18 protein-coding genes and 1 pseudogene are annotated in these 23,727 nt (G+C 49.6%); 11 read left to right on the top strand and 8 right to left on the bottom strand.

Annotated elements, in window-relative coordinates; all coding sequences use genetic code 11:
• Positions 1-6 precede the first annotated feature (6 nt).
• Positions 7-1,029, top strand: coding sequence for a phosphotransferase family protein (locus ACR0ER_RS00095; protein ID WP_480767187.1), 1,023 nt, complete (start codon positions 7-9; stop codon positions 1,027-1,029).
• Here the strand turns inward: ACR0ER_RS00095 and ACR0ER_RS00090 are convergent.
• Positions 1,026-1,631 carry a DsbA family protein gene (locus tag ACR0ER_RS00090; protein ID WP_480767186.1) on the bottom strand — a complete coding sequence of 202 codons (606 nt, stop codon included), beginning with the start codon at positions 1,629-1,631 and terminating at the stop codon, positions 1,026-1,028. The two genes, ACR0ER_RS00095 and ACR0ER_RS00090, sit on opposite strands and share 4 nt — an antisense overlap.
• Positions 1,632-1,806: 175 nt before the next feature.
• Between ACR0ER_RS00090 and ACR0ER_RS00085 the strand changes: the two genes are divergently transcribed.
• Together ACR0ER_RS00085 and ACR0ER_RS00080 are read left to right on the top strand one after the other, a co-directional pair.
• Positions 1,807-3,027, top strand: coding sequence for a serine hydrolase domain-containing protein (locus tag ACR0ER_RS00085; protein WP_480767185.1), 1,221 nt, complete (start codon positions 1,807-1,809; stop codon positions 3,025-3,027).
• Between the two features lie 51 nt (positions 3,028-3,078).
• On the top strand, positions 3,079-3,948 hold the full coding sequence (locus tag ACR0ER_RS00080; RefSeq protein ID WP_480767184.1) for an acyl-CoA thioesterase: 870 nt from the start codon (positions 3,079-3,081) through the stop codon (positions 3,946-3,948).
• Here ACR0ER_RS00080 and ACR0ER_RS00075 read toward each other — a convergent pair.
• On the bottom strand, positions 3,945-4,712 hold the full coding sequence (locus ACR0ER_RS00075; protein ID WP_480767183.1) for an SDR family oxidoreductase: 768 nt from the start codon (positions 4,710-4,712) through the stop codon (positions 3,945-3,947). The genes ACR0ER_RS00080 and ACR0ER_RS00075 overlap by 4 nt on opposite strands.
• Positions 4,713-4,922: 210 nt before the next feature.
• Here ACR0ER_RS00075 and ACR0ER_RS00070 point away from each other — a divergent pair, with 210 nt between their 5' ends.
• From ACR0ER_RS00070 to ACR0ER_RS00040, 7 genes are all read left to right on the top strand, one after another.
• Positions 4,923-6,149, top strand: a complete 1,227-nt coding sequence (locus ACR0ER_RS00070) for a tyrosine-type recombinase/integrase (RefSeq protein ID WP_480767182.1) — start codon at positions 4,923-4,925, stop codon at positions 6,147-6,149.
• Positions 6,146-7,672, top strand: a complete 1,527-nt coding sequence (locus ACR0ER_RS00065) for a hypothetical protein (RefSeq protein WP_480767181.1) — start codon at positions 6,146-6,148, stop codon at positions 7,670-7,672. The genes ACR0ER_RS00070 and ACR0ER_RS00065 overlap by 4 nt, the downstream gene beginning before the upstream one ends.
• Complete coding sequence (locus ACR0ER_RS00060) at positions 7,665-9,428, top strand: hypothetical protein (RefSeq protein ID WP_480767180.1); 1,764 nt, start codon at positions 7,665-7,667, stop codon at positions 9,426-9,428. Before ACR0ER_RS00065 ends, ACR0ER_RS00060 begins: the two co-directional genes overlap by 8 nt.
• Positions 9,425-9,847, top strand: coding sequence for a hypothetical protein (locus ACR0ER_RS00055; RefSeq protein ID WP_480767179.1), 423 nt, complete (start codon positions 9,425-9,427; stop codon positions 9,845-9,847). Before ACR0ER_RS00060 ends, ACR0ER_RS00055 begins: the two co-directional genes overlap by 4 nt.
• A gap of 2 nt (positions 9,848-9,849) precedes the next feature.
• Positions 9,850-10,272: a hypothetical protein gene (locus tag ACR0ER_RS00050; protein WP_480767178.1), complete on the top strand. Its 423-nt coding sequence runs from the start codon at positions 9,850-9,852 to the stop codon at positions 10,270-10,272.
• Between the two features lie 12 nt (positions 10,273-10,284).
• The gene (locus ACR0ER_RS00045) at positions 10,285-12,294 is read left to right on the top strand and encodes an AAA family ATPase (RefSeq protein WP_480767177.1); all 2,010 of its coding nucleotides are present in this window, start codon (positions 10,285-10,287) and stop codon (positions 12,292-12,294) included.
• Between the two features lie 955 nt (positions 12,295-13,249).
• Positions 13,250-13,996, top strand: a complete 747-nt coding sequence (locus ACR0ER_RS00040; protein ID WP_480767176.1) for a hypothetical protein — start codon at positions 13,250-13,252, stop codon at positions 13,994-13,996.
• 204 nt (positions 13,997-14,200) lie between these two features.
• Here the strand turns inward: ACR0ER_RS00040 and ACR0ER_RS00035 are convergent, their stop codons facing one another.
• Together ACR0ER_RS00035 and ACR0ER_RS00030 are read right to left on the bottom strand one after the other, a co-directional pair.
• Entirely contained in the window at positions 14,201-15,358 is a 1,158-nt protein-coding gene (locus ACR0ER_RS00035) for a reverse transcriptase family protein (RefSeq protein WP_480767175.1), read from the bottom strand.
• Between the two features lie 176 nt (positions 15,359-15,534).
• Positions 15,535-16,761 (bottom strand): phosphoribosyltransferase-like protein, encoded by a 1,227-nt coding sequence (locus ACR0ER_RS00030; protein ID WP_480767174.1) that lies wholly within the window; start codon positions 16,759-16,761, stop codon positions 15,535-15,537.
• A gap of 172 nt (positions 16,762-16,933) precedes the next feature.
• Between ACR0ER_RS00030 and ACR0ER_RS00025 the strand changes: the two genes are divergently transcribed.
• Positions 16,934-17,656 carry a hypothetical protein gene (locus tag ACR0ER_RS00025; protein WP_480767173.1) on the top strand — a complete coding sequence of 241 codons (723 nt, stop codon included), beginning with the start codon at positions 16,934-16,936 and terminating at the stop codon, positions 17,654-17,656.
• 918 nt (positions 17,657-18,574) lie between these two features.
• On the opposite strand, the pseudogene ACR0ER_RS00020 reads toward ACR0ER_RS00025, so the two are convergent.
• The 4 genes and pseudogenes from ACR0ER_RS00020 to ACR0ER_RS00005 all read right to left on the bottom strand — a co-directional run.
• Positions 18,575-18,697: pseudogene (locus ACR0ER_RS00020) on the bottom strand (transposase domain-containing protein); the annotation flags it as partial.
• A gap of 299 nt (positions 18,698-18,996) precedes the next feature.
• Positions 18,997-20,181, bottom strand: a complete 1,185-nt coding sequence (locus tag ACR0ER_RS00015; RefSeq protein WP_480767172.1) for a UvrD-helicase domain-containing protein — start codon at positions 20,179-20,181, stop codon at positions 18,997-18,999.
• On the bottom strand, positions 20,174-21,820 hold the full coding sequence (locus ACR0ER_RS00010; RefSeq protein WP_480767171.1) for an ATP-dependent nuclease: 1,647 nt from the start codon (positions 21,818-21,820) through the stop codon (positions 20,174-20,176). The genes ACR0ER_RS00015 and ACR0ER_RS00010 overlap by 8 nt, the downstream gene beginning before the upstream one ends.
• 27 nt (positions 21,821-21,847) lie before the next feature.
• Positions 21,848-22,954, bottom strand: a complete 1,107-nt coding sequence (locus tag ACR0ER_RS00005; RefSeq protein WP_480767170.1) for a DUF2130 domain-containing protein — start codon at positions 22,952-22,954, stop codon at positions 21,848-21,850.
• Between the last annotated feature and the right edge of the window lie 773 nt (positions 22,955-23,727).

Here is a 23,727-nt window from a genome sequence, read left to right as displayed (position 1 = left end):
AGCAAGATGAACAACGCGCATTTACACCTTGCGGCCGTCGATACCTATCTCAGCACCCATCTTCCTGGGTATCGCGGCCCACTGGAGGCCACGAAATTCGAGGTTGGACAATCCAATCCAACCTTTCTGCTACAAACACCAGAAAAGGCGTATGTTTTGCGCCGCAAACCTCCGGGAACATTGCTGAAATCCGCCCATGCGGTTGACCGTGAATTCCGCGTTCAGACTGCATTGGCTGACAGCGCCGTCCCGGTCCCCCGGATGTATCTGCTGTGCCAAGACGACAGCGTCATCGGCTCGGATTTTTACGTCATGGAACGTCTCGAAGGGCGCGTCTTCTTAGAACCCACTATGAGCGGCGAAAGCAACGATACGCGCAGCGCCGTTCTGGATGAAATGAACCGGGTTTTGGCCTCACTGCACATGGTTGATATCGAGGCGGTTGGGCTTTCCGACTATGGCCCGCCCGGTAACTACTTCGAACGCCAGATCGCGCGCTGGATCAAACAATACCGCGCATCGGAAACCTCGGAAATCCCCGAGATGAACGCCCTGATTGGTGCGCTTGAACACTCGGTGCCCGAAGATGACGGCCAACGGACGCTGGTGCACGGAGACTATCGCATTGATAACCTGATGTTTGAAAAGCAGGGAACCCGATGCATCGGTGTTCTGGATTGGGAACTTTCAACCATCGGACACCCTTATGCGGATCTGGCGGCTGTAATCATGCAATGGAGGATGCCGCCCGGCACTGAGGGCCGTGGGCTGGCGGGAATTGACCGCGAAAGTCTGGGGCTGCCGTCAGATCAGGCCTTTATAGACCAGTATTGCCAGCGTCGCGGTCTCTCCGGCATCGACAATTTCGGCTTCTATCTGGCGTTCAATTTCTTTCGCATGGCAGGAATTCTTCAAGGTGTCTACAAACGCGCGCAAGATGGCAACGCCTCGGACCCGAAACGCGCCTTGGTTCTTGGCTCGTATGTCCCGATGTTCGCACAGCATGGACTGGCCGCGCTAAAAGCCTAGGAGTTCTTTGAAAGCTCCAACTCCAGATTTCCCAGACTGTTCTTGCCAAAGAACATCTCGGACCCTGCGAACAGGCTGGGCACCCCAAACACACCGCGCTTTACGGCGGCCTTCGTCTGTTCCTTAAGCTGCTGCTTGACCTCGACGCTTGTCATCGCCTCGCGGATCTTGCGTACTGGCAGTTCATTCTCTTGCAGGATTTCGGTGAGAACGCCGATCTCATCAACCTTTTGACCATGCACCCAGATGGCATCAAAAATTGCGTCTATGTATTTGGCTTCCCATGGTTTACCCACCGCAAATACCGCCCCGCGCATGGCGAACTTGGTATTGACTGGAAAGTGTGGGCTCATGTGGAAACTTATACCCCGTGCACGCGCAAAACGATGCAGATCATGGGTCAGATATGCTGTTTTCTTGCGGTTTTCCGAAAACGCCTGAAACGGGTTCTGGTTGTTGGTGGCCTTGAAGACAGTAGCCAGCAGAACGGGAACGTGGTCCACCTTGGCGCGATGCTTGTTAGCCAGCGCGGGCAGGGCCTTGTAGGCGAGAAATGCATTTGGGCTACAGAAATCGTAAACAAATTCGATGCGTTGCGTCATATTTCTCCTCCAAGAGGGTTGGGTGGTGAAATCTCTCCAACTCGTAACCAGCGAATCCGCTACCCTCTCAGTGTAGCAGCCCGATGAGCCAAACGTACCGTTCTGGTCGAATTCTCTGTCAATTCAGCGTGTAAGGCCGCAAGATCGCAGCAATGAGACAGCGAGCAGATTACAGATGACAGCGTTCGACCCCAAACGCCTGGACCGTATCACCGACTGGATGCAACGCTATGTTGATGAACGGAAATACGCAGGCAGTTCCTTGCTGGTGAAACACAAAGGGGCCGAGGTGTTTTTCAACGCCTGCGGTCAAAGAAGCGTCGAAAACGATCTGCCGTTTCAGCGTGACACAATCGCGCGCATCTATTCGATGACCAAGCCGGTGACCACTGTCGCGCTGATGATGCTGGCGGAACGCGGCCTGTTTCATCTGGACGCGCAACTATCGGATTTCCTTCCTAAATTTCGCAACATGCAAGCCTTGATACCAGACGCGGAGCGAATAGATCAGACCGAGGACGCTCCGACACCGACGCTGCATCAATTGCTGACCCATACAAGCGGCCTCAGCTATCCATTCAATCCCGGAGTGCTGCCTAAGGCGATGGATGAACAAGACCTGATGTTCAAGCCAAATCAAGGCCTTCTGGCGGATCGTGTGACCGATTTGGCCACCTTTCCACTGGCGTTTCAACCGGGCACCCGCTGGGAATACTCTGTCGGCATAGATGTTCTGGGCCGCGTGATCGAGGTGGTTTCGGGCCAACCTCTGGATCAGTTCTTTGCGCAGGAAATCTTTGAACCACTGGGAATGCAGGATACCGGTTTTCGGGTGCCTCCGGGGGCAGGGTATCGGTTTGCCTCGCTCTATACCCCTTTGGCAGGGGACGCGATGGCGCTAAATTCAGCTGAAACCGGTGGTGAGACTCTGCGACTTGTCGATCAGGCCGGAGAATCGCCGTTTGAACACACCACGACATTCTCGGGTGGCGGTGGCCTGGTAGGCACAATCGACGATTACGCGCGGTTTGCAGAAATGCTGCGGAACCGGGGGCAGGGCACCGGGCACCGTCTGTTGGGACCCAAGACCGTAGATTACATGCTGCGCAACCACTTACCGGGCGACATTGCCTCGATGGGACCGCAAAGCTTTGCCGAGCAACCCATGGAAGGCACCGGTTTTGGATTGGGCGGCGCGGTGGTGCTGAACCCGGGACGAACTCGTGTGCCGGGCTCGGTTGGCGATTTTAGCTGGGGCGGCATGGCGTCCACCTTTTTCTGGATCGACCGTCAGAACGATCTGACAACCGTCTTCTTCACACAGCTGTCACCGTCCAGTTCCTACCCGTCGCGGGCGGAGCTAAAAGCGCTTGTCCTCGGCGCAATGATTGAATGACCTTTCCGGCGCTGATACCCAAGCCCGAGACGACCAACCGGAGACCGCAGAATGACCGAAGCAGAGCGCATTCTTCTTGATCTTTTGGACATCGAGAGGCTTGAGGTCGACCTGTTTCGCGGCACAGGTTCCGGAGGCGAAACGCCGACCCGTATTTTCGGCGGACAGGTGATCGCGCAAGCTCTGGCGGCCGCTTACCGCACGGTTGAAGATCGATTGTGCCATTCTCTGCACGCCTATTTCATTCGCGCCGGAGATCCATCTATTCCCGTTATTTATCAAGTTGATAGGGCGCGAGATGGAGGTTCAATGACCACACGGCGTGTGGTCGCGATCCAGAACGGCAAGCAAATCCTGAACATGTCGGCCTCTTTCCATGTTCAGGACGAAGGTTGGGACCATCAACATGCCATGCCGCAGACCAAAGCCCCGGAAAACTACCCGGACCGATCTGAGTTGCGACAACGATACGTCGATCAGGTTCCCGAGAAATTGCGCGGAGAGCTGTTGCGTGAACGGCCAATCCAGGTGCGTGAGGTGAACCATCTGGATCCCTTCAACCCCGGAAAATCTGACGATCACAATCAAATTTGGTTCCGCATGGCGGCTGCTGCGGGCACCGATCCGGTGACTCAGCACCTACTTTTGGCTTACGCTTCAGATATGTACCTGATGACATCGGGAATGCGACCGCATGGGCTGAGCTGGTTCAGTGGTGAAGTCAATCTGGCCAGCCTTGATCACGCGTTGTGGTTTCACGCGCCGGTTCATTTTGAGAATTGGCATCTCTACGCGATGGAGTCGCCGTGGAGCGGGCAGGGACGCAACTTCAACCGTGGCTCGATTTACGCAGAAGATGGCACTCTGGTCGCGTCGGTCGCTCAGGAAGGTTTGATGCGAAAAGCGCGCAGGAAATCTTAAGTATCTTCGATAAACTGCTGATTTAACTTACGCATCCCGCCAAGCCAACGATCATAATCTCCGGCCTTGTGGCGAATATAATCCAAAACCTGAGGATGCGGCAGCACCAGAAACTGCTCGGATCTGATGGCTTCGACACATGCTTGCGCTACGTCTTCAGGCTCTAACATGCCATCAATCGACGCCACTGAAACCTCGTGTCCACGTGTCATCTCGGATCGAACAGCCTGAGGGCACAGGACCGACACACGCAAACCTTTGTGCCCATAGGTCAATGACAGCCACTCGGCAAAGCCAACAGTTGCGTGTTTCGTCACGCCATATGGCGCGGCACCTGGCTGGTTCAGCAGTCCGGCCGCCGAAGCCGTAATCATGATGTAACCGCTGCCACGCTGGATCATCCGTGGCACTAAGTGGCGCGCTGTCCAGACATGGGACATGACATTGATCTTCCAGGTCCGATCCCAATCGTCGTCGGAAACCTCCGGACCACCAAGCGTGAGAATACCAGCATTCGCGCAAAACAGGTCAATCGGAGCGATCGTGTTTTCTACGGTCTTGATCAATATCTGAATGTCAGATTCTTGCGAAACGTCGCAGACTAGAGCGTGGCCGCCAATGGCGTTGGCCACGTGTTGAACGCCGTCGGCGTCTATGTCCGAACAAACCACAATGGCTCCGTCGCGGGCGAACCGCTCAGCCAGACCTTTGCCAATGCCCTGAGCGGCTCCGGTAACAACCACAGTTTTTCCGCTCAGTTCCATGTCAGAATCCCGAAAGCTGGTTCGGGTTCATACCGTAACGTGGTTGATTTGTTGTGCAATCTGATATCTGGCGTCAATCTATTTTAACCATAATACCAATTATATGCCACTTACGTCAAATTGGTCATCATAGCCTGCATAGCTTTGATAACATGTAATGATCCGGATTGTTCTTGACCTGTTCTATTTATAGTGGAGAATCGAATTAGTATGACACATGCATTGAACCGGTCGTTTCAATCCTCTCGCACCTACAAGTTCTCTGACGGTGAGCGTTTCGCCACAGTTGTCGATGAAGCCGGATGTCCGGCTTATTTGCCCACGGCATTCATTCTCTCGAAGCGAGCCAAGGGTGTGGCAGCCCAAACGATGAAAGCAATCTCCCAGGATCTTGTTCATTTGGGAGTCTGTGGAGTCTTTCTAAAGACGGATCTCAACAAGGCAATGTCAGATGGCAAATACATGAGTGACTGGGAAGTCGAAAATCTGGTCGACTTACTCGCCCTCAAAACCACCGTATTGCGCCAGGATATCTCAAGGAAAGGTAGAAAGATCACAAGGTCAAAAGATGATGTGGTCTCTATCGCTCAGCGAAACCGAAGAATTTCAAACGCAGCTGACTATCTGGACTACGTTGGCCGGATGTCTGAGGCGAACATCAGCGACAAGCGCGACCAGTTTTTCCGGGAACGTAAAGACGCTCGGATCAACCAGTTGAGGAAATTAAAACAGCTCCGGATCAGCGTTAGAGGCTCGCGAATTAAAAGTATTCCTCTTGAGCGGGAATTGGCAAAGGTCATCGCGTTTTTGGCAACTGGCGACCCTTCTAAAATTTGGTCTAACTTCGTTATACGCCAAAGGAACTGGGCTTTCGTTCAATTGTTGGCAGTGTCTGGTGTGCGGCAATCAGAGGCTCGACAACTGAAAAACGATGATATCGACTACCGCATGGGCGAAGTCACAATCGAAGTGAGACCTGACGATCCCGATGACCCTCGGATCGAAGAGCCAAATACTAAGACTCTTGGCCGTATCATCCCCCTACCCGACCATGTCCTCGATCTACTGGAAGAATATCATCAGGATGCCCAAAGCGACGTGGCGGCCAGGACGAACTCGCCTTTCTTCTTCCTAACTCATGGCCCCAGTTCACAGGGTGAGCCCATCTCAAGTGGCACGGCCCTAAGGGTCGTGTCTCAGATTGGTCTCCACTTGGGCATCAAGAAATTGTCACCGCATCATTTACGACATGCATGGATACAGAATCTGGCCAACTGGTCCATCGACAATGGAATTGGTGATGGTGAGCTCGTTCGCTTAGCAAACTACCTTGGCGGCTGGTCTCAACTAAGCAAAATGGCCACGCAATACCGCGGCGATCAGATTACGCGGCAAGCTTATGAAGCTGGGCTGGTAGTTGGAGAAGCGCGAGAATGAATGAAGAGCGGAAGATCACTCTGCCAGAAAAGCCCGAACGGCTGATCTCTTTTGGTGATCGAAACAGCACGTCCGCTAGTGGGTTTGTTTACGAGCTCGAAAAGGATGTGTGGCAAATTGCAGAACACGTCACAATCTATTGGAGGGACACTGCAAGCTACTTTAATTCCCAAATCCTGTTCTCTATCAAATCTGTTATCAATATCCTCGCCCAGTCGAGATCACCGACCACACCTAAGACCGTTAACTACGCATTCAACGCATTCGCAAAGGCCATTGATAAAAAATCAAAAATTGAATTTATCACGAGTGAGGATATCGTCAAATGGGCGCTTACGGACGAGGTTTATAAATATGCCATCCTGAAGATGGGTATCGATGTTTGGAAGAACTTTGGCTACTTCGGATTGGATGATGAAGGCTTTGAAACCTTTGAGAGTATTCAGGTGCCAGACAGGTCGGAGGCTGATGCCGTGGTTTCCTGGCACCCCACCAAAGGCGCCTACAGGCCAGTAGAAGATCAACTCCTCAAAACAGCTCTGAATGACTCATTCAATGAAGGGAAAACCTCGCTTTCCGATTACACTTTGGCTCGATTGATGCGCGCAATTGGCCTGCGTCCCGCACAGGCGGCAATTATGAAATTATCGGATGTGAGGAAGACGTCTGGGTCTTATGAAATCCGCATCCCAATGGTGAAACAACGAGCGCTCTCAAGGAGCCAGTTCATGCCATGGAAACCAATTCCGCAAGGGTTGGGAAGCGTTCTGGAAATGCATATTTCTGAAAATGTTGAAAGCGTGGCGGACTCAGCTGAGAGCAGAGTGGAACTGCTCCCACTCTTTCCCAAAAAACGTGCAAGGTCTCTGGTGGGATTTGAAGATCTGACTGAGCACCAAAGTGGAGACAGTTTGGGAAAAACCTACAGGGCGACTTTCGAGCGTATTGGCACAATTACCAGCCCAATCAGTAATATGAAGATTGTTATTAATGCTCGTCGTGATCGTCACACTGTGGGGACGAGCCTTGCTCATATGGGCTGCACTGCATCCGAGATTGCTGCCAATTTGGGTCAGACGAACCCGGCTAGCGCCGACAAATACGTTGATGCGTCCATCGAACACAACGTGCGGGTCGAGAGTTCTATTGGTGATGCCGTTCAACCTATGGCGGACCGCTTTATGGGCGTCATCACGGAATCTAAAGCCGATGATAGCCCATTGGAAGCGCGGATATTGAACAGGGAGATGGATGGTCTTGGGTCATGCGGGATTGGCGGGTGTGGAGCCATCGAAGCGAATGCAGCACCCTTTGCGTGCTATGTGTGCCGGAAGTTCCGGGCCTGGGCCGATGGCCCTCACGAGCAATTTCTGCAAATGACCCTAGCTGACCACGACCGTTTGAAAGAGGCCGGTGACGAGGTTGCCGCCGTCGCAAAGATCGAAACTATCGTAGCGATGAACGACGTTATTGAAGCTTGCCATAACTACAATGCAAAAATGACGGAGACGGACAATGGCTAAGAGCGTCACCATCTTAAAGTTCACGCCCAAGTCCAGTGATGCGCGCAGAAACTATGACGACTTCATCTACGCGGCTAAGCGCCTCCCCTTTCATGCATCCGCCAAGTTTGATTGGAACGGCAACAAATGGAACCTTGAGGGTTTTGCAAAACCGGAGCGCCCCGGAGCCTCTATCACCCTGAATTTCTTGAAAGTTCCGGACTGCTTCCGGGATTTTATGAAAGCGATCATTTGCTTCCTGATGGCGGAGACGATTGGAAATCCCAAGCAGATTATGAAGTTTAGAAAACCCCTGAGACTTTACCCCTTGGTGCTCAACGAGGCTCTGGAAAACGGTATCGACGATGTGTGTTGCCTGGCTCCAGAACACTTCGAAGAAGTGATTGACGGGATCAACAGCAACCCCAAGATGAAGCCATATACCAAGGCTCAGAACCTTCAAGTAATTCTGAGACTTCATGCAGCGTTGGAGCAATATGATCTGCTTGCTACTCCATTTCAGTGGACTCACAACACTCACGGAAGTTACAGGAAGCAGAGAAACCTAACCAAAGCCGCGCCGAATAAGGCACTGTCCGCAGACGAACTGAAATGCGTCACCACGGCGTTCAATCAGGCGAGCAGCGACCAAGAGAAGCTGTACTCGTCAATTTTGGCCCTGACCTGCTGCGCCCCAATGCGGATCCAAGAAGTTCTTGAGCTACCGGTTGATTGTGATGTGCTGCTCAATCCTGGTGATGGCTACCAGTCTGGCCTTCGCTGGAAACCAAAGAAGAGCGGAAAATGGCAAGTGAAGTATGTTCCACAGGCTATGATTCCAGTCGCTCAGAAAGCGTTGGAACGGATCAAAGCGATCACTGATCCTGCGAGGCATCATCTGCTGAAGAAGCTGGAGGAAAACGACATTCCGTTGGAACAGGATCGATTGGTCTCAAATGGTTCGTTCGTTCACTGGCATGAAGCTCTCTTCTTGCTAGGGCCAACAATTTCAGACGGCGGCTATTTTGGTGTGCGAATGCTCAGTTATCATTCAGTCTTGGGCAAGTTCACCAAAACTGGCGAAACCCAAACCCTATGGGCGATGATGAACATAAAGCTGCCGGATGGTACATATCCTGAGATCAACACGCACAAGCCACGGCATTATCTGCACACCTTGGCCTCAAAGCATGCCATGCCTGAGTTCGACAAGGCACTTTGGTCTGGACGCGCAAACATACATCAAAATGTTACATATGATGGCGAGACCGCAAGTGAGCAATCGGCCAAGATTGCAGCTAAAATGAGAAACGGCGGTAGATCCATAAAGATCACGAACCGAAGCGACTTTGATGTGGCGCAGATAAAGGAATCGGCTCATGTCACCCATGTTGGGTACTGCCTGCAATCGCTTAGGTCGCAGTCCTGTGAGATGTTTGGAAGCTGTTTGGATTGCACACATCTGGTTTGTATGAAAGGTGCTGACGAAAAGCTTGAAAGTATAAAATTTGAGCTGGAAATCACCCAGAAAACACTTCGCAATGCGCGAGACAAGCAAGCTGCTGGAATGAAAATCGCTTCGATCTGGATTGAGCGAGACGAGAAAAAGGTGGCGCGGCTTACACAACTGATTTCAGTTTTAGAGGATCCCAGAGTTGTTGATGGTTCTCTTATCTCGATGTCTGACTTCCCCAATCTTCCACAGTTCGATCCAATTGAGAAAAGGCGCAAAGGACTCTCGCAAAAGGCGACGGCCCTCGTCGAAGTTAAACGATGAAACGTTCACGTCAGCTTACCGCCTCAGAGATTACGCTGACGGCTGAATGGATGGTACAGCAACCGTCAACCCCTTCATGGAAGGAAGTGCGTGCCTTTGTTTTGAAGACCTTTAAGGTGAATCGTTCTGGCGAACGACTTCGCAAAATCGACGACTTGAGAAAGGCCCGGCAACAAAAGAAGGCAGCCCCAGCTACAAGGAGGCCATCCGTCAAGGCGCCGCTTCGGAAGATCGAACAGCTAGAAGCCGAAGTGCAGCGGCTGAACCTCCAGTTAGACGTGTTGAAAGTAGAAAATGAGGCTCTTCTGGAGCGCAACATTCGTCTGATCAATGGAGCTCGAAAAAAGAACATTACTGAGGAGCAATTGGAACAGCCTCTCGGGCCGGTGACGCGCTTCCGGGACGTTCGAGAGAGGTAGTCATGGCTGACGGCAGACCAACTCAGGATATCGCACGGGACTATGAAGAACGTCTCGCATACTATCTAGGTATAACGGAAAAACTTCCGGTCTGGGGTGGGAAGGTGAATGCCAAAAAGGTTGCAGAAGCCTGTGGCTTTGATCGCCGCATACTCTATGGAAATCAGAAATGCCGAGAGATGTTGGAGCAAGCTGCTGCGCGCCAAGGCATTGTAAGCATAAAAGCTGAAAACAGGACGTCGCTAACAAGTGTTCAGCCAATGGACCCCATGGAACAAGCGCTGAAGAGAGCGGAACAAAGAGCTCAATATGCGGAAAAGCGCATGGCAATCCTGACCGCAGAATGCGTAAGGCTCAGAGCAGAAATAGAGAGGTTGAAATCCAAGGAAGTTCTTATCGCAGCTGGTGGGAGGTTTAGTAGTTGACCGATGCCTGCGATGTTGCATAACACCCCTACCCCTCCATCTGCCAAGAGTATCAGCAGTGACTTTGTACCTATGCCGCATCGCACAGATGCTTTGGTCGAGTTTATTGCACAGGATAAGTCATTCAAAGGAATAGGGCCGGCCAAATCCCGAGCATTGGGGGAGTTTTACGGCACCGGTCTGCTCGATGCACTGCTAGGTGAATATGCAGACGTTGCAAAAGTCTTGGGTAGCGAAGATCTGGCGATAACTGCGTTTAGCGCGGCTCAGCTAAAAGCCCCGGAAATGGACCTGATTGCCTTCCTTGAAGATGAAGGCGTTGCCGATCAAATTCCCAGTTACCGAGTGATTAGGATCGCGAGAGCGTGGGGCTCCGAAGGAGTGGCAGCAATTAGGCAGAATCCCTATCTTCTCGCAAGCTTCTTACCATTCGTGCGTGTTGATCAGATAGCGCAGAAAATGGGTTTTGGGGTCAGGTGCGCAGAACGGTATTGTGCCGCCGTAGAATACGTTCTCCTCAAGAACCTCGATGATCAGAACACCTGGCTGGATCGAGCCAAGATATTAAAGAGGGTCTCGGCCACCCTTAAAGAATCGGTTGATGTTGCCGCTGCGGCTCTCACAGCCGCATATGAGCATCAAAGCGCGATTGAGTGGAGTGATGGTGCCCAACCAGCGGGCGCAGCAGAAATGGAGGCGTTTTGCGCCAAGAAGTTTGAAGTCCTGGCGAACTCTTCTCCGGCCACAAACCTTGTGGCAAGGATTCCTACCTTTGGTGAAATTGACAAGGCTCTTAAAGACTATGAGGAGACACGCCCCTTCCCGCTGACCGCTAAGCAACGATCCGTTGCCGGAAAGATCTTTGGACGCAGGTTAAACGTTCTCGCCGGATATGCAGGGAGTGGCAAAACAACCGTTCTGCGTGCGGTTTGTTACTTGGCAGAGCGGTTTGGGCGCATTCCACTAATCATCACCCTATCAGGACGAGCCGCACAGCGCGCCAGAGAAGCCACAGAACGCAAGGCAATGACCATTGCGGCATTCATTAAACAAGAAATCCAAATGTCTCCAGATACGCTTCTGATCGTTGACGAAGCATCCATGCTTGATCTGGTTGACACTTGGCGCATCCTGCGACGCTTGGATGATGCGAGCCTCTTGCTTGTGGGCGATCCAATGCAGTTGCCCCCCATCGGCTTTGGTTTGGTCTTCCCCACCCTTGTGGATAGCAAGTATCTGGATGTGACACTGCTGGACAAAGTCCAACGGCAGTCTGCTGAAAGCGGCATCCCTAGCATTGCCGAACAAATCCGATTTGGTAAGCCACCATGCTTGAGTGTGTTCTCAAGAGTTGAGGAAGGTGTATCATTCATTGAGTGTGCGAGAGATGAAGCTGTCGAAATCATCAAGAGTATCGGCACGAGCTTAAACAGCGCCGGTATTGCGCGAGATGACATCCAGGTTATCGCCGCTGAGAAAAAGGGGCTTGGTCACGTTCACCAAATTAACGATTTCTTCCATAAATTGAATGAGCGAAAAGGTAGAAGACCCTTTCCTGGGGCAGAACTTCCCGATGCGGACCAGACAAGACTCGGTATCACTAGTTGGCTCTGCGAAGACGACCCGATTATCTGGAAAAACAATGATTACGACCGAGAACTCTGGAATGGCTCATTGGGCCGGATCATCAAAGTTGTTTCCCCGTATAAGATTGAGGTCCAAATGGATGGTCGGGAAATTGTGTTGACCACACATGATCTAGTCAACATCGATTTAGCATATGCTGTGACCGTCCATAAAAGTCAGGGGTCACAATGGGATAGGGTTATCGTGCCAATGTTCCCAAGTACAATCCTTGACCGAAGTATGATTTACACTTCAATTACACGCGCAGCAAAGCAAGTCATCATTCTGGGAAATAGGAGCACGTTTGATGAAGCTGTTCGACGGGCACCAAATTCGCTCTTGCGAATAACAACACTCAAGAGGCGCTTGGAAATGGAATTTAACCAAGTCGTGTAACCCTCAGCGTCTTCCGGACCCAACTATCCCTGATCTTCGGAGCCGCTTTCGGTTGTGAATGGTTCATGTTCGCACGGTTCTGACGTCAAAAGTAGGAGCACGGCGACTTTTGATGTCACGGTTCTGAGGGCATGATCGTGAACTCTAAAGCGCTTTCTTTCAGTGATAGTTCAGCCTTGATCTTTGGTGAGCTGGTGCTGGTAAAATAACGAACGTTGGCCTGGATTACGTGTCCTCACCCAGAGCAACGTCACAGATTTTGCGGACCAGTCCCCATACAGATGTTCGCCGTGGGTGTCCGAGAATGTCACCGCTTACGTCAGATTCTGGAATTCCTAAGCGTGGCGCTCCGTACTCTTTCGCGCGCACACGATAGTCGGAGATATCTGCCAATTCTGACATGTTTCCGGCTCTCGCTTCGGCTACAGCTGTGTGGTTTACATAGACGACGACTCTTAGCATTTCTCACTCCTAAAATTGGTAGAAGTGGTGGGACTCGAACCCACGGATCCACGGTAATCTGCCGCTAAAGGGAGTATAAAGCCCTCACCCGCACCTGCGCACTTCCATCGTTCTGATCAGAGATCAGGCCGATATTCGTTGCGACTGGTTGGTGCGTGATTGGTCCATGACGCCAATCATGTGCAATAGGCTGATCAAGTCGTCAAGACAGATTTATTACCAAAAGAGCGAGACTGCGCGAAGTTCACGGAACCTTCCTCAAATATTTTGAAAGTAATACAATTTTCAAAAAACTGACTTGCGCTCACTCCCCTGTTTGAGGCATCTCGGCGGTGCCGACGCCGATCCTTGTGAGTCTTGCCGGTCTAACTCCCGCTGTTCAGAGTCTTTGGCCCGAATTGGATCTGCATAGCTTCTGCGACCAAGATGTTTGCTTCAATCCTTCCCATTCCAGCCGAGGGCCACGCTGAATTGGCAGCCAAGGATAGAGGGCATGAAAGAAGAAACCGTCATTGCAACCGATGCTCAAGCATTGCGAGATGCGGCCGCTGCAATTGTGGCTCGTGTTCGTAGAAACGAGGGACACATCAACGTAAACGGTGTGTTGGCAGAACTTGCCCCAGCTCTTGTCGGTGAGAAATGTACGTGGGGAGCGTTGCTAAGGCGCTCAGTTGTCGTGTCCAAGAATGTTCACTTGGCTTCGTTCAGGGATCAACCCAAGAAGACACCATCAAAAGCCACTCCTCATGTGTTCAACCCAAGATTCGAATGCGCCTTAGAAGTCTCACAGCTCTCAATGTCCAGAATGCTACATCTGGCAACTCGCTGGAAAAACGGAGACTATGAAGGCAGGAATGACCGGACCGCCGCCTGTCATTTTTCTGGAACCCCAATATACGAATTTGAGCTTGTTTGCTTTGCCGATCTACTGAACGCAATCCAGAACGGCACGAAACCTGTCTTTTTTGACTCCGCGTATCGATTGCTCCGGGATTGGGGAAACCCTTCTGCCCGTCAAAAGGCACAGTACCCTTCCGGATTTCTGGAACACGGCGTCCGCCAACAAATATTTGATCTTTCCTATTACGTTCCCTTTGAGCCTGGTATGCAAATGCGTTCCATTCTGCAAACCTGGGCGTACCTAAAATTCCAATTGCCGGGCCTGGATTGTTCGGAATCTTGGGAACTGTTGGGTCAGAAATTGGGCTGGATAGTTGGCAACAGCAATGATGTCACATGAATTCTGAATTTATGGGTTGCTGCCGCGTATCTCATAGCTTGCTTTAAAGTGTTTTTTTCAAACCATACCGTCTTGCTGAAGATGTCAGCGAGCTTTGTCGACGGGCATAAATGTATTGGGTTTGTAGTAATCCGCCTACCGCATGCAAAGGCACATCGGCGGTGTCGCCTCAGTACGATCCAAACGGCATCGTAGGTTTTATAGTTAAGAATAGAAAACTGGGCGCAAAATGGGCGGCCAGTTTACTGAGTTGAACGAGCGAAGAGCCTCCTCTCCGTACAGTGGCTCAACAGACTTAGCCCAGCAAATCATACCAAATACATGGTGGTAAACCCGCGAAATTGAAGTCTTCCTTGCAGAGGCGTGACTCGCAGGCCCGAAATTGGGGTGATTCAGGTAGTGAAGGTGCAGCTTAATGTTGTCCTTGAACTCTCGGGTCAAGCGGGGTTTTTTTCCGTCAACTAGTAGTCCCAAAACCACCTTTCGTGTCCCTGGTCCACGTATCGTTGTTTTTCGATGATTTGGCTTGAAACCACCTTTGTTCAAAGTTTGCAATACTAGTCTTTTGACGCGATTGATTGCCTTTCGGTCACGTTCGTCTTTACATGAAAAAACAATGTCATCTGCGTATCTTGTGTATCGCATGACGTTGTCACTAGCCAACTTCGACAACTCAACATCAATTTGTCGCATCACCAAATTGGAAAGCATCGGGCTCGTTGGTGCACCTTGCGGCAAGATGCCAACATGGGGTGAGTAATAGGGCTCGATTGTTGAAACGCGGTACCTCTCATTTGCTTTATCTGATGCTTGTCGTTCACAAGGATACGTACAGAGGCGCGCTAACTCAAAGGACACAAGTTCGGAATAACCAAGAGATCGAAATACCTTGTAAACTTGATGTTCTGAAATCGATGGGAAAAAGTCTTGGATATCAACTTTGATAAGCCATTTAGACTCAGTATGAGCCCGCGCAGCGTACACTGGGTTCGAGCCAGGATGGTATGCGTAGCTGTCACTATGCGGAGTGCCATATCTCAAAATGTTTTCAGATATCCATTTTTGACAGATGAGAAGCCGAGACTCCGGGATGCTGATCATCCGGACGTTCTTACGTCCCGGCACCTTTTTCTTAAGATAAAAATGACGATATCTTCCGGCTTTCCGTGCGACGGCTAAGCGGAGAAACCCGTATGAAACACCAGATTCAACACTAAGATGTCTCAAGGTCAAAAGAGGAAAAAGCTGTGGGTTGACCGAAGAGATGCGCTGCATCGCATTGGTTGCATTGGTCAAAACTGTTGAATCAATCTCAAATTCTTGACCTGCGGCTCTGTATTGTTGAGGGCTCGTTTGATGCATCTACTTTGGTCCACCAAAGGTGGGGGGTATGGCGAGGAACGCCAAAGACATCGCCAGGCTTTCCTTGCCATACCGCGCAGCGCGAAGACTCAGCTCCACTTCACGAGTTTCGGAAATCCAAAACTCCGGGCCGACACTGGCCCGGCACTGACTGCGCAGTGCATTCCTAGACGGACTCATCGAGCCCTCAACTGTGTTGGAAAGTACAATTGGCTTTCTGGAAACGCAAACTCTTCGTCATCCAGTTTAAATCTTTGTATCAATTGAAGTTCTCTTCGACCCAACCGGGTCAACGACAATGTTGGCGACACCCAGCCAGCGACTTTTGCTGTTTTGAGTATTTCTTCAACACGCATGATCGGTACTTGTGTAAGTGCTGAAAGCTTTGTCACAGTTCGCGCCCCTCGTCGGATACCTTCCAACACCAGCATCGCATGCGTCCAAATCTCACCATTGGAATCAGACAGAACCCTTTTCGCTTTGCGTATCCCTAGAACTTTTTCTGAGTTTTGAGCCAGCAATTCGCTGCTATCTGCGATTGCATCTATCTCTGATGCGTGTGTGCTTCTTCCGGAAAAAAGAGGTATCCACCCGCCTGCCTCACTATGGAGCAAAGCAGGAGCGTTATTTGGAGCGCCGTGTGAAAATGCGATCAAAGATCCTGTGTTGTTAAAACCAAATGGGTAGCGAGAACGCTTCTTGGGGTACGTTTTGCACAGAAGTTTTATCGCACCCAACTCACTGCCTGAGAATGTCTCTTCAATTACCGGGCATGCGATGTGAGACGAGACAGTTGGTCTCAAAGGATGACCACGAACCGACCGCAGTCCACCTTCTGTGCCTGAATAGCAAACAACGTGAAAACCGAGACGACCGTAAGAAATCCAACTCTGGATGCTTGCTACCTTTGAAAATGCATCCAACATTTCGCGAACCCTGCGACCAGTACCAACGAAATCAGTTACAATCGCAATTTTCCGAACGTGATTATCTCTGAGCGCATCTGGTCCGGGGTGTGACAAGGATCGATGCTCGGGCACCTTACTGTACTTCGTAATTAAAGCCGCAACTATGCCCTCGCTTCCAACGTCTTGCTTTTTAGGATCCACCTTAACAGGTTGGATTCCATCACCCACTGCGCGCCCAGACTCAGTTCCAGGGAAAAAAGGCAGCACATCATAATTGTGCTTGTCTACTTCTCGTTCAGCATAAAGAGCAAGACACGGTCTTTTGTCTTCATGAGCTCTATCGATGCTGTCGATTTGTTTTAGGATTCCGGTCGTAAACTCGCTCGCGCTGACCAGCATGATTCGATCTAGGAGCAATGCAGCGACACTACGTTCGTTCGGTTCAAATGCACTCAACCACCTTTTTGCAAAGGGTGTCTCTGACAACTTTGACATATGTTCAACGGGCTTTCAAAATTCACGAACGGTGAGCATCTTGAACATATCTTAAGTTGAATACACGGAAAAGTGCACAACCAACTATAATCGAAAATATTCAACAAAGGCAGTCTTTAGTAAGCCAGCGTACGCTGTTATCTGCGTGGGCATGCCAGTCAAGGGAACAAGTATGGAAGACACCAGACACTTTCTCAAGAAACTTCCTTGGGGTGAAATACGAAGAACCATTTCAATCATTAGGGGCGCACCACTTGGCAGAGGAGGTATATTGTGTCTAGCCGGCGGAGTTGGGGCGCTGACAGGCTTTTGGCAGCATGTGATTGTAAGCGTATTGCAAACGTTCGGAATAAAAGTAAGACTTCCGGAAGTGCCTCTTTGGCTTAACTTTTCAGTAGGTTTTTTCCTAACTGTTCTCGGGGTTGGGATGCTTCTATGGAACGTCCGTCAAGGAACAAAAACAGAGCCGGTACCGACGTCGCATGATGTCTCTCTCTATGCTAAGTTTAGAGACTTGATCACAGATAGTGATTTAGATTTCTTTCGAACTCATAGCTTCGGAAATACATTTCGCTATGATCGTATCGATAGCATCGACGCTCTCGCGCACAATTGGACTGGCGCTAGATATGAGTTCAATGATCGAGCCATCAACGAGAGTTTTTATGCCGTTAAGCAAGCCGCATATGCATTAAATTCAGAAATCGCGCTAAAAACATACCCCGTGGCAACTAACACGGATTTAGCAACCGTTATGAGAGAGAACTGGAACGATTTCGACGTTCCGTTAGACGTTTATGACACGATAAGCGCCCTCAACCTCCTTGCTCATACCTTTGTTGAGTCTGTTGACGAATTTGAACGTCTAGCTACAGGCCGTTTAATTAGGGAGTAGCCGGTCAGCCGGAATTTAACCAAAACGTATGGGTTGATTTGACAGAGACCACAACTTCACTTGCATTGGAGCTTTCTGGTATTTTTTGTAAGCGTCCGGTCTGCCGGGAGCGTCAGAACAAACCGATTGATCTTTTGCCGTGGTCAGTAGTCAAACGCTTCTAACTTATCCGTCTAAAAATGGTAGCAACCCCGGATTCTAGATGGCTGATACATAGATAGAGACAAGAGAGCGGTCTTCCGCGCCATAGAAGTCTCCCCCTTGGTTGGTCTCCATACATCGGTTACCTTGAATTTTTTCCCTGATTTAGGATCAGTCTCAGTTTCTCGCCAGAACACTTCAACCTTTCCGGAGACGTCTATTAACTTCAAGGTCACGACTTGGTCGTTGCCTTGACCAGTTGCAACTAAAATATGTGGGGCAACACCCCCGCTAGACTTTTGAAGATTAAAGTACCCTACGTGACTTGGGGTGCACTGATCTACATCATGCGCCGCCAGAGTGGCTGGGTAAGTTGCAAGCCAAATGCCTATCACGACCGGTGAGAGTAATAACGTCTTCATTCCAAATTCCATACGAAAAGCAAAATTAGCAGATTCAATTGTATCAGGTATTAAGTCGAAAAAAAATGAAAATGCCCAGCGGGTAGCTAGGCGTCTTTGATCTTGGGATTAGGTCCCCTGCCCTATTTTTGACTATCCAGTAATTCCTCAAGCATATCGCCAAGGGACACCAGGTTATTTTTGCCAGCTTTGAAGCGCTCAGCAATACTCTTCGGCGCCCGTACTGACATGGATTTCATAGTGACACCGGAACCTATGTGCTATGACCAATATGTGGCATATTTTGCAACCGTCTGGTGAAGGCGCTCTGGTGTGGACATTGGCCTCCCTGTCACGCTGCCTGCGCAGCGTAACTCTAGGGCATCAACTCGTCGAGACGGTTGATCTTGTGATTGGCAATGCGTCCCAGCACCCAAGTCAGCCATGCTTGCGGATCTGCGCCGTTCAGATTGGCGGTTTCGACCAGGGCGAAGACGATGCCCGGCCGCATCAGGATCTCGACCTTCGACACGGTACGGCGCTCGTGTGACCGTCGTGCCGCCTGTCCGGGATGACCTCGACCGGCAGCAGCACAGCCGTATCAGGCGCGGGGCGGAAACGGTCATCCTTGCACCAAAGACGTAACATGTTCGCGTTCACTTCGTGCCATCAGGCAATCGCAGCTATCGACGGTGACGCTAGCGCCTCGACAACAACCTGACGCTTGAAAGCAAGCGGATGGTTCCGCGATCCTGTCTCCCTACCCATATTTTGGTGTCCATCAGATTCTAATGGGCGCTAGGTTCGCCAATCCCAAACGCCCTGATGCAGAACGTCTTCGTCCATTAGGAAAGCGACACTATATCTCGCTCTAGTCACTGCGACGTAAAACGCGTTAACTGCTTTTTCCGTAGAACCGCCTGAAAAAGCGCCTTTCTTTCCTTGCAGGAATGCCTTCTGCGGTCCGGTCGGAAGAATCAATGTACGATGAAATGTCATGCCTTTTGACTGACCAAAATTGTATGTTTCGCGCCCAGAACAAAGGCTGACTTCCGTGTCATGCCGTTGCCTGAGGATGACAGGTTCATATTGTTTGTGGTAGGTATCAAAATCGGATTTTCTCACCCGATACACACCAAGATGGTTCGTAATAGAAGAAGGCAAATCGCGTTCGTCCACGCCTGAAATAGTTTCGGAGAGATTAGCGCCTTCGTGTATGGTATCAGAGAAAGCGCAAATTGCTTCAATTGAACGATGGCTTTTGTTCATTTCCGAAAGCTCGAAGCCAACGTTTTGGAAATATTTTATTTTTTCAGCATTGCTTTTGGGTTTCTTTTGCGCGTTGTGAGTTTGGTAGATTGTCTGCCTAAAGTCCCCTACGCAAATGACATCCAGATCGGGACAAGCAGAAAGCAGCTTCACTATCTCGAAGTCCCAACCCACCAAGTCTTGAACTTCATCAACGAATACAGCGTCATAAATCTCTTCAAGACGCTCAATTGCGTGTCCAATCTTGTAGGACTTGTGACCAACTTTCCTTACAATGTTTGTTTCTTCTGCAACTCTACAGGCAAACTTTGACAAGTAGGCCGAGTGCGCCTTCAGTGAGTTCTGTGTAACGAAATGTTTGAAGTTGATCTCACCGCTCACCGTTCGCTCTGCGCGGCCGGGAATTGTGTATCTGTCTCGTTTGTGCGGATTCGACTCGTTGAATTTCAGACCGGCCACTCGGTTGGGAAGAATACATGCCTGATACGGTCTGATCATATCTTCTAGTAAGAAAGTGAACCAACCCTTGACCCTAATTTTTTCAGGAACGGCCCCTAGCTTTGAGGATATTCGGCGTGTTATCTGGCGCTGATTGCAATCCGTGTAGGTTACGATCAAAGATCGTTTATTGTGTCGATATCGATCAATTGCCTCATCGATGATTTTTGCGGACTTCCCCGCTCCGGCACACGCAATAACCAATTCCTTAGTCAAAGCTTAGTGCCTCTTCTATGTAGGTTGGCACTTTGCACTTCAGATCGCTATCAAACAAGCGCATCGCCGCGTCAACCTTCTTCCCTCCCGTTCCTACACCTGCGAACCAATCTAATAGAAACGACTTTCTAGAGTTTAAATCACCTGTGTCGTACCTTCGGAAAGTTTTGGAAGACAGCACTATTTTTGCATAGGCGTCAATTTCCTCCTGCGTCCGAGAGTTTGCCTCGATGAATGCCGGCTCCAATGAGTATTCTTGATTTTCCGTTGGAGAAAAGACTTGGATGAAAGGGTACTTATTGAATGGCGCTCGCCAATCTTCGATGTTTTCTTGCCAGTTCCCATCATTGTCTTTGACAACATGGACAGCATTTCCAAGGTGTTGAGCTATGTTTAAGAAGTTCTTAAATCCAATGCCTCGAACAACTATGATATCGATCCCATCCTCCTCTGGAAGCCTCTCAAAAGTTCTTAGGTAGACTTTCTTCAGTATGAGCTCATCGGAAGGTCCTTCGACAAGGATGGATTTCTTGCTCAATACGACGCGCAACGTGTCATAACCAGGCAGTCTTTTAAGGGTCTTTACGGTTTTGGGGTCAATATCTTGTAAGCGCTTATAGCCCTCTGCAAGCAGGCAGATTTTTTCAAAACTCAACTTGTTGAGTACGTAGGAACTGTGCGTCGTCAGGAATATCTGCTGACCTCGGTGCCTATTTTCAATGAACTTTACCAGCTTTACTAGGTTCATATGAGAAAGATGAATCTCTGGTTCTTCGATCATGACAACATTCGCCGACGATGACCTTTGCCAGAGAGCTAGCTTCATTTGAACCTGGTGTTGTTCGCCCTTTCCAATTTGGGTGAACGGAATTCTGTCCAGATTTAGTTGTAAATTGTTCTCCCAGCTCGATTGTGATGAGCTCTCTATAGAAAATTCGAGGTTCTTATCCGTAATTTCATCATGTAAATCCAACTCATCATTGATCTTTATAACATCGGACTCTGTGTCGAATTTCTTTTTTAACTGTCGATAGTTGACGTTCAGCCGAGTCTTGTCGGCCTTCGCCAGCGCAGTTTCAAGAATATCTGAAATATACCGCCGTGTTCCCATAGTCGGGTGCAAGGTTGTCGGATCAACAAAAAGACAAGTAATTTTTTTATTATGTTGAGTTAGTTTGGCCCAAGAAAACGCAAACCATTCAAATCTATAAAACTCTATGGGTAACGACAAAATCTCGTCTGGGTTCTTTGCATATTCGAGGTAGGCATCGGCAAGTTCCGGGTCAAAAAATATACGTACGAATAAACCAGGACAATTCTTGCCTAGAGTATTGTTAGACCCCTTCAGGTCGCTGTCTCCATCCAGGTAGGCTTCAATCAAAATCTCAGGGAATGAGCTTTGGTCTTTTTTTCCCAAGAGGAAACTGGACACGGCGTCAAGGTTGAATAGGTCGGCAGACAAGCTGGATGATAGTGGTTTCCCACGATAACGAAGGTTCAGGCAGAGCTCGATGGCTTCCAGGATTGTACTTTTGCCACTTTCGTTGTCGCCAACAAGTATATTGACGTCGTCATTAAAATCGAAAGTTTCATCATGTATCTGTTTGAAATTTTTGACGACCAACTTCTTGATATGCATATTGAGTTCTTCATTTTTTGAATTGTTTTAATCGTCGCTCAGCAACGGTAAATCTAGCCCTTCAATCTCTTGAATGGCTCGGCCTGCGATACCCTGTAAATCCCCATACATCCCTACCGTGCTTTCGATTACGCTTTGGATTTGGGTTTCACGTTTTGCCCAAAGGCGAGTCATCGCCTTCCGTTCTCGCTCTAAATCGGCCTGCATATCTGAGAACTTCTCGACGATAGCTTCGACCCGGTGCTTGAACTTTGGGCCTGTCAAATAGTCATAAACAAGCTCCATTTTGGTTTCTTGGCCATCCAGAGCATGCTTCGTCATGGCTACTTCAGTGAGTGATTGTCGCAGGGCAATTGCCAAACCGATACAGAATCTTGGTGACGTGACCCAGACGCCGTCTTTTTGGCCAAAACTATCGAGTTCCTTAGGAAGCGTATGAGAAACTAGTATCGAAATGTCTGCATTTGCAGTTCGTTGATCGCCACGAAGTTTCGCCAACCAACCGTCACTCCAGTTTTTAGTTCTCTTTGACTCCCATAAGATCGAGCCTGCATGAGTTCCGTTGGGTGTGCTTACAATTTGAAGAACATCCCCACCAAACTCCCCCTTGGGGACCGGTTGAATGCTGTCCTGTGGAAATCTAGATGTGAGCTCTTGTTCTAAATGTAGCTCCATGACTTCCCCCTGGAGCTGTTGAGAGCCTTGTTCGGACTTTCGCCGCAACTCTTCTATCTGTCTCTGCATAGACAGTATTTGTTCTTCCTTCTCGGAAACCTTTAGTTTGAGCTCATCTTCAGCTTCTTCTCTGGCTTTTTTCCTAACTTCCATTATCGACTGCTGGACTCGCTTCTCAACAGTCAGCTCAAGTTCTCGCTTTTGATCGTCAAGCAGGCGTTCCTTTTTGATAAGGGCGGCGTGGGCTTTTTGGGCTTCAGCAAGCTTTTCGTTGTTAGTCTTGAGCACAGCTTCCAACTCACTTAGTTGAGTGGTTTTGGCGTCGATCTCAGATTTCAAAGCGACTTGGGCTTTTTGTTTCTCTTGATCCGCGATTGTCGCGCGCTCGACCTTCAAGCGGTCTTCTAGCTGCTTGTCCAAGGTTTCTTTCGCGTCTTGAAGCTCTGCTTCCTTCAGCATGAGAGCTTCCTCGCGACTCTGGAAGCTCTTTCTTTGTGCGTTTAGTTTCTCTTCGTACTCACTTCGGGTCGCAGCTAACAAGGGCCCCGCGAGCGACTCAGTAAGTTTAATTTCTGTTCCACAGTTTGGGCATCCAATCGTCGGCTCTTGCAAACTCGTGTCCTTTTAAAAATTAGGAATAAGAGGAATCGTACGAACAAAGACGCCGAACCACAACCGTAAGCAGTACGCTATGAAGCAATCAATTCGGCAGCAAGATGATCCAAAAGCTGCACCTTACTTGGCACGGCATAATGATGAACGGACATAGGGTTTGTGTACACTTGCACGATGTCTGATCTTAAATCCTGCACAGCCTTATCCGATATTTAAGATTGCTCACCCTTAAAAATGGTAAGGTTTCACTTATGATATGTAGTCGGTCTATTCAATTCATTGGCGGTTCGTTTAAGTTCGTCTGACTTTGTTCTGGAGACAACTACCATCGTTAAACGACCGGTTCGGCACAAATCTACTGTCAGAACTTCAGCAAAATGACCGGTAAATGACCGGTCATTTTGACTAAAGCTCTAATGACATATTGAATGGAGCTCGGAAGTACAGCATAACCTTTGGTCTGCGCTGACCAAGGTCGCTCTGACACTTTTCAACAAAGTTGAATCCTAGTTACACGCATTAATCATGAAGCAGCAAAGTTAAAATGTCCCATATTAGCAAAGTAGAAGTGTCACACTTCTCTGTCGAGCAGGCAGGATTGGAGTGTGACGGTGGGA

The organism is Ruegeria sp. CH8, from assembly GCF_056536985.1.
Note: the sequence above shows the minus strand (reverse complement) of the source record. Positions and strands in the feature narration are given on the sequence as shown.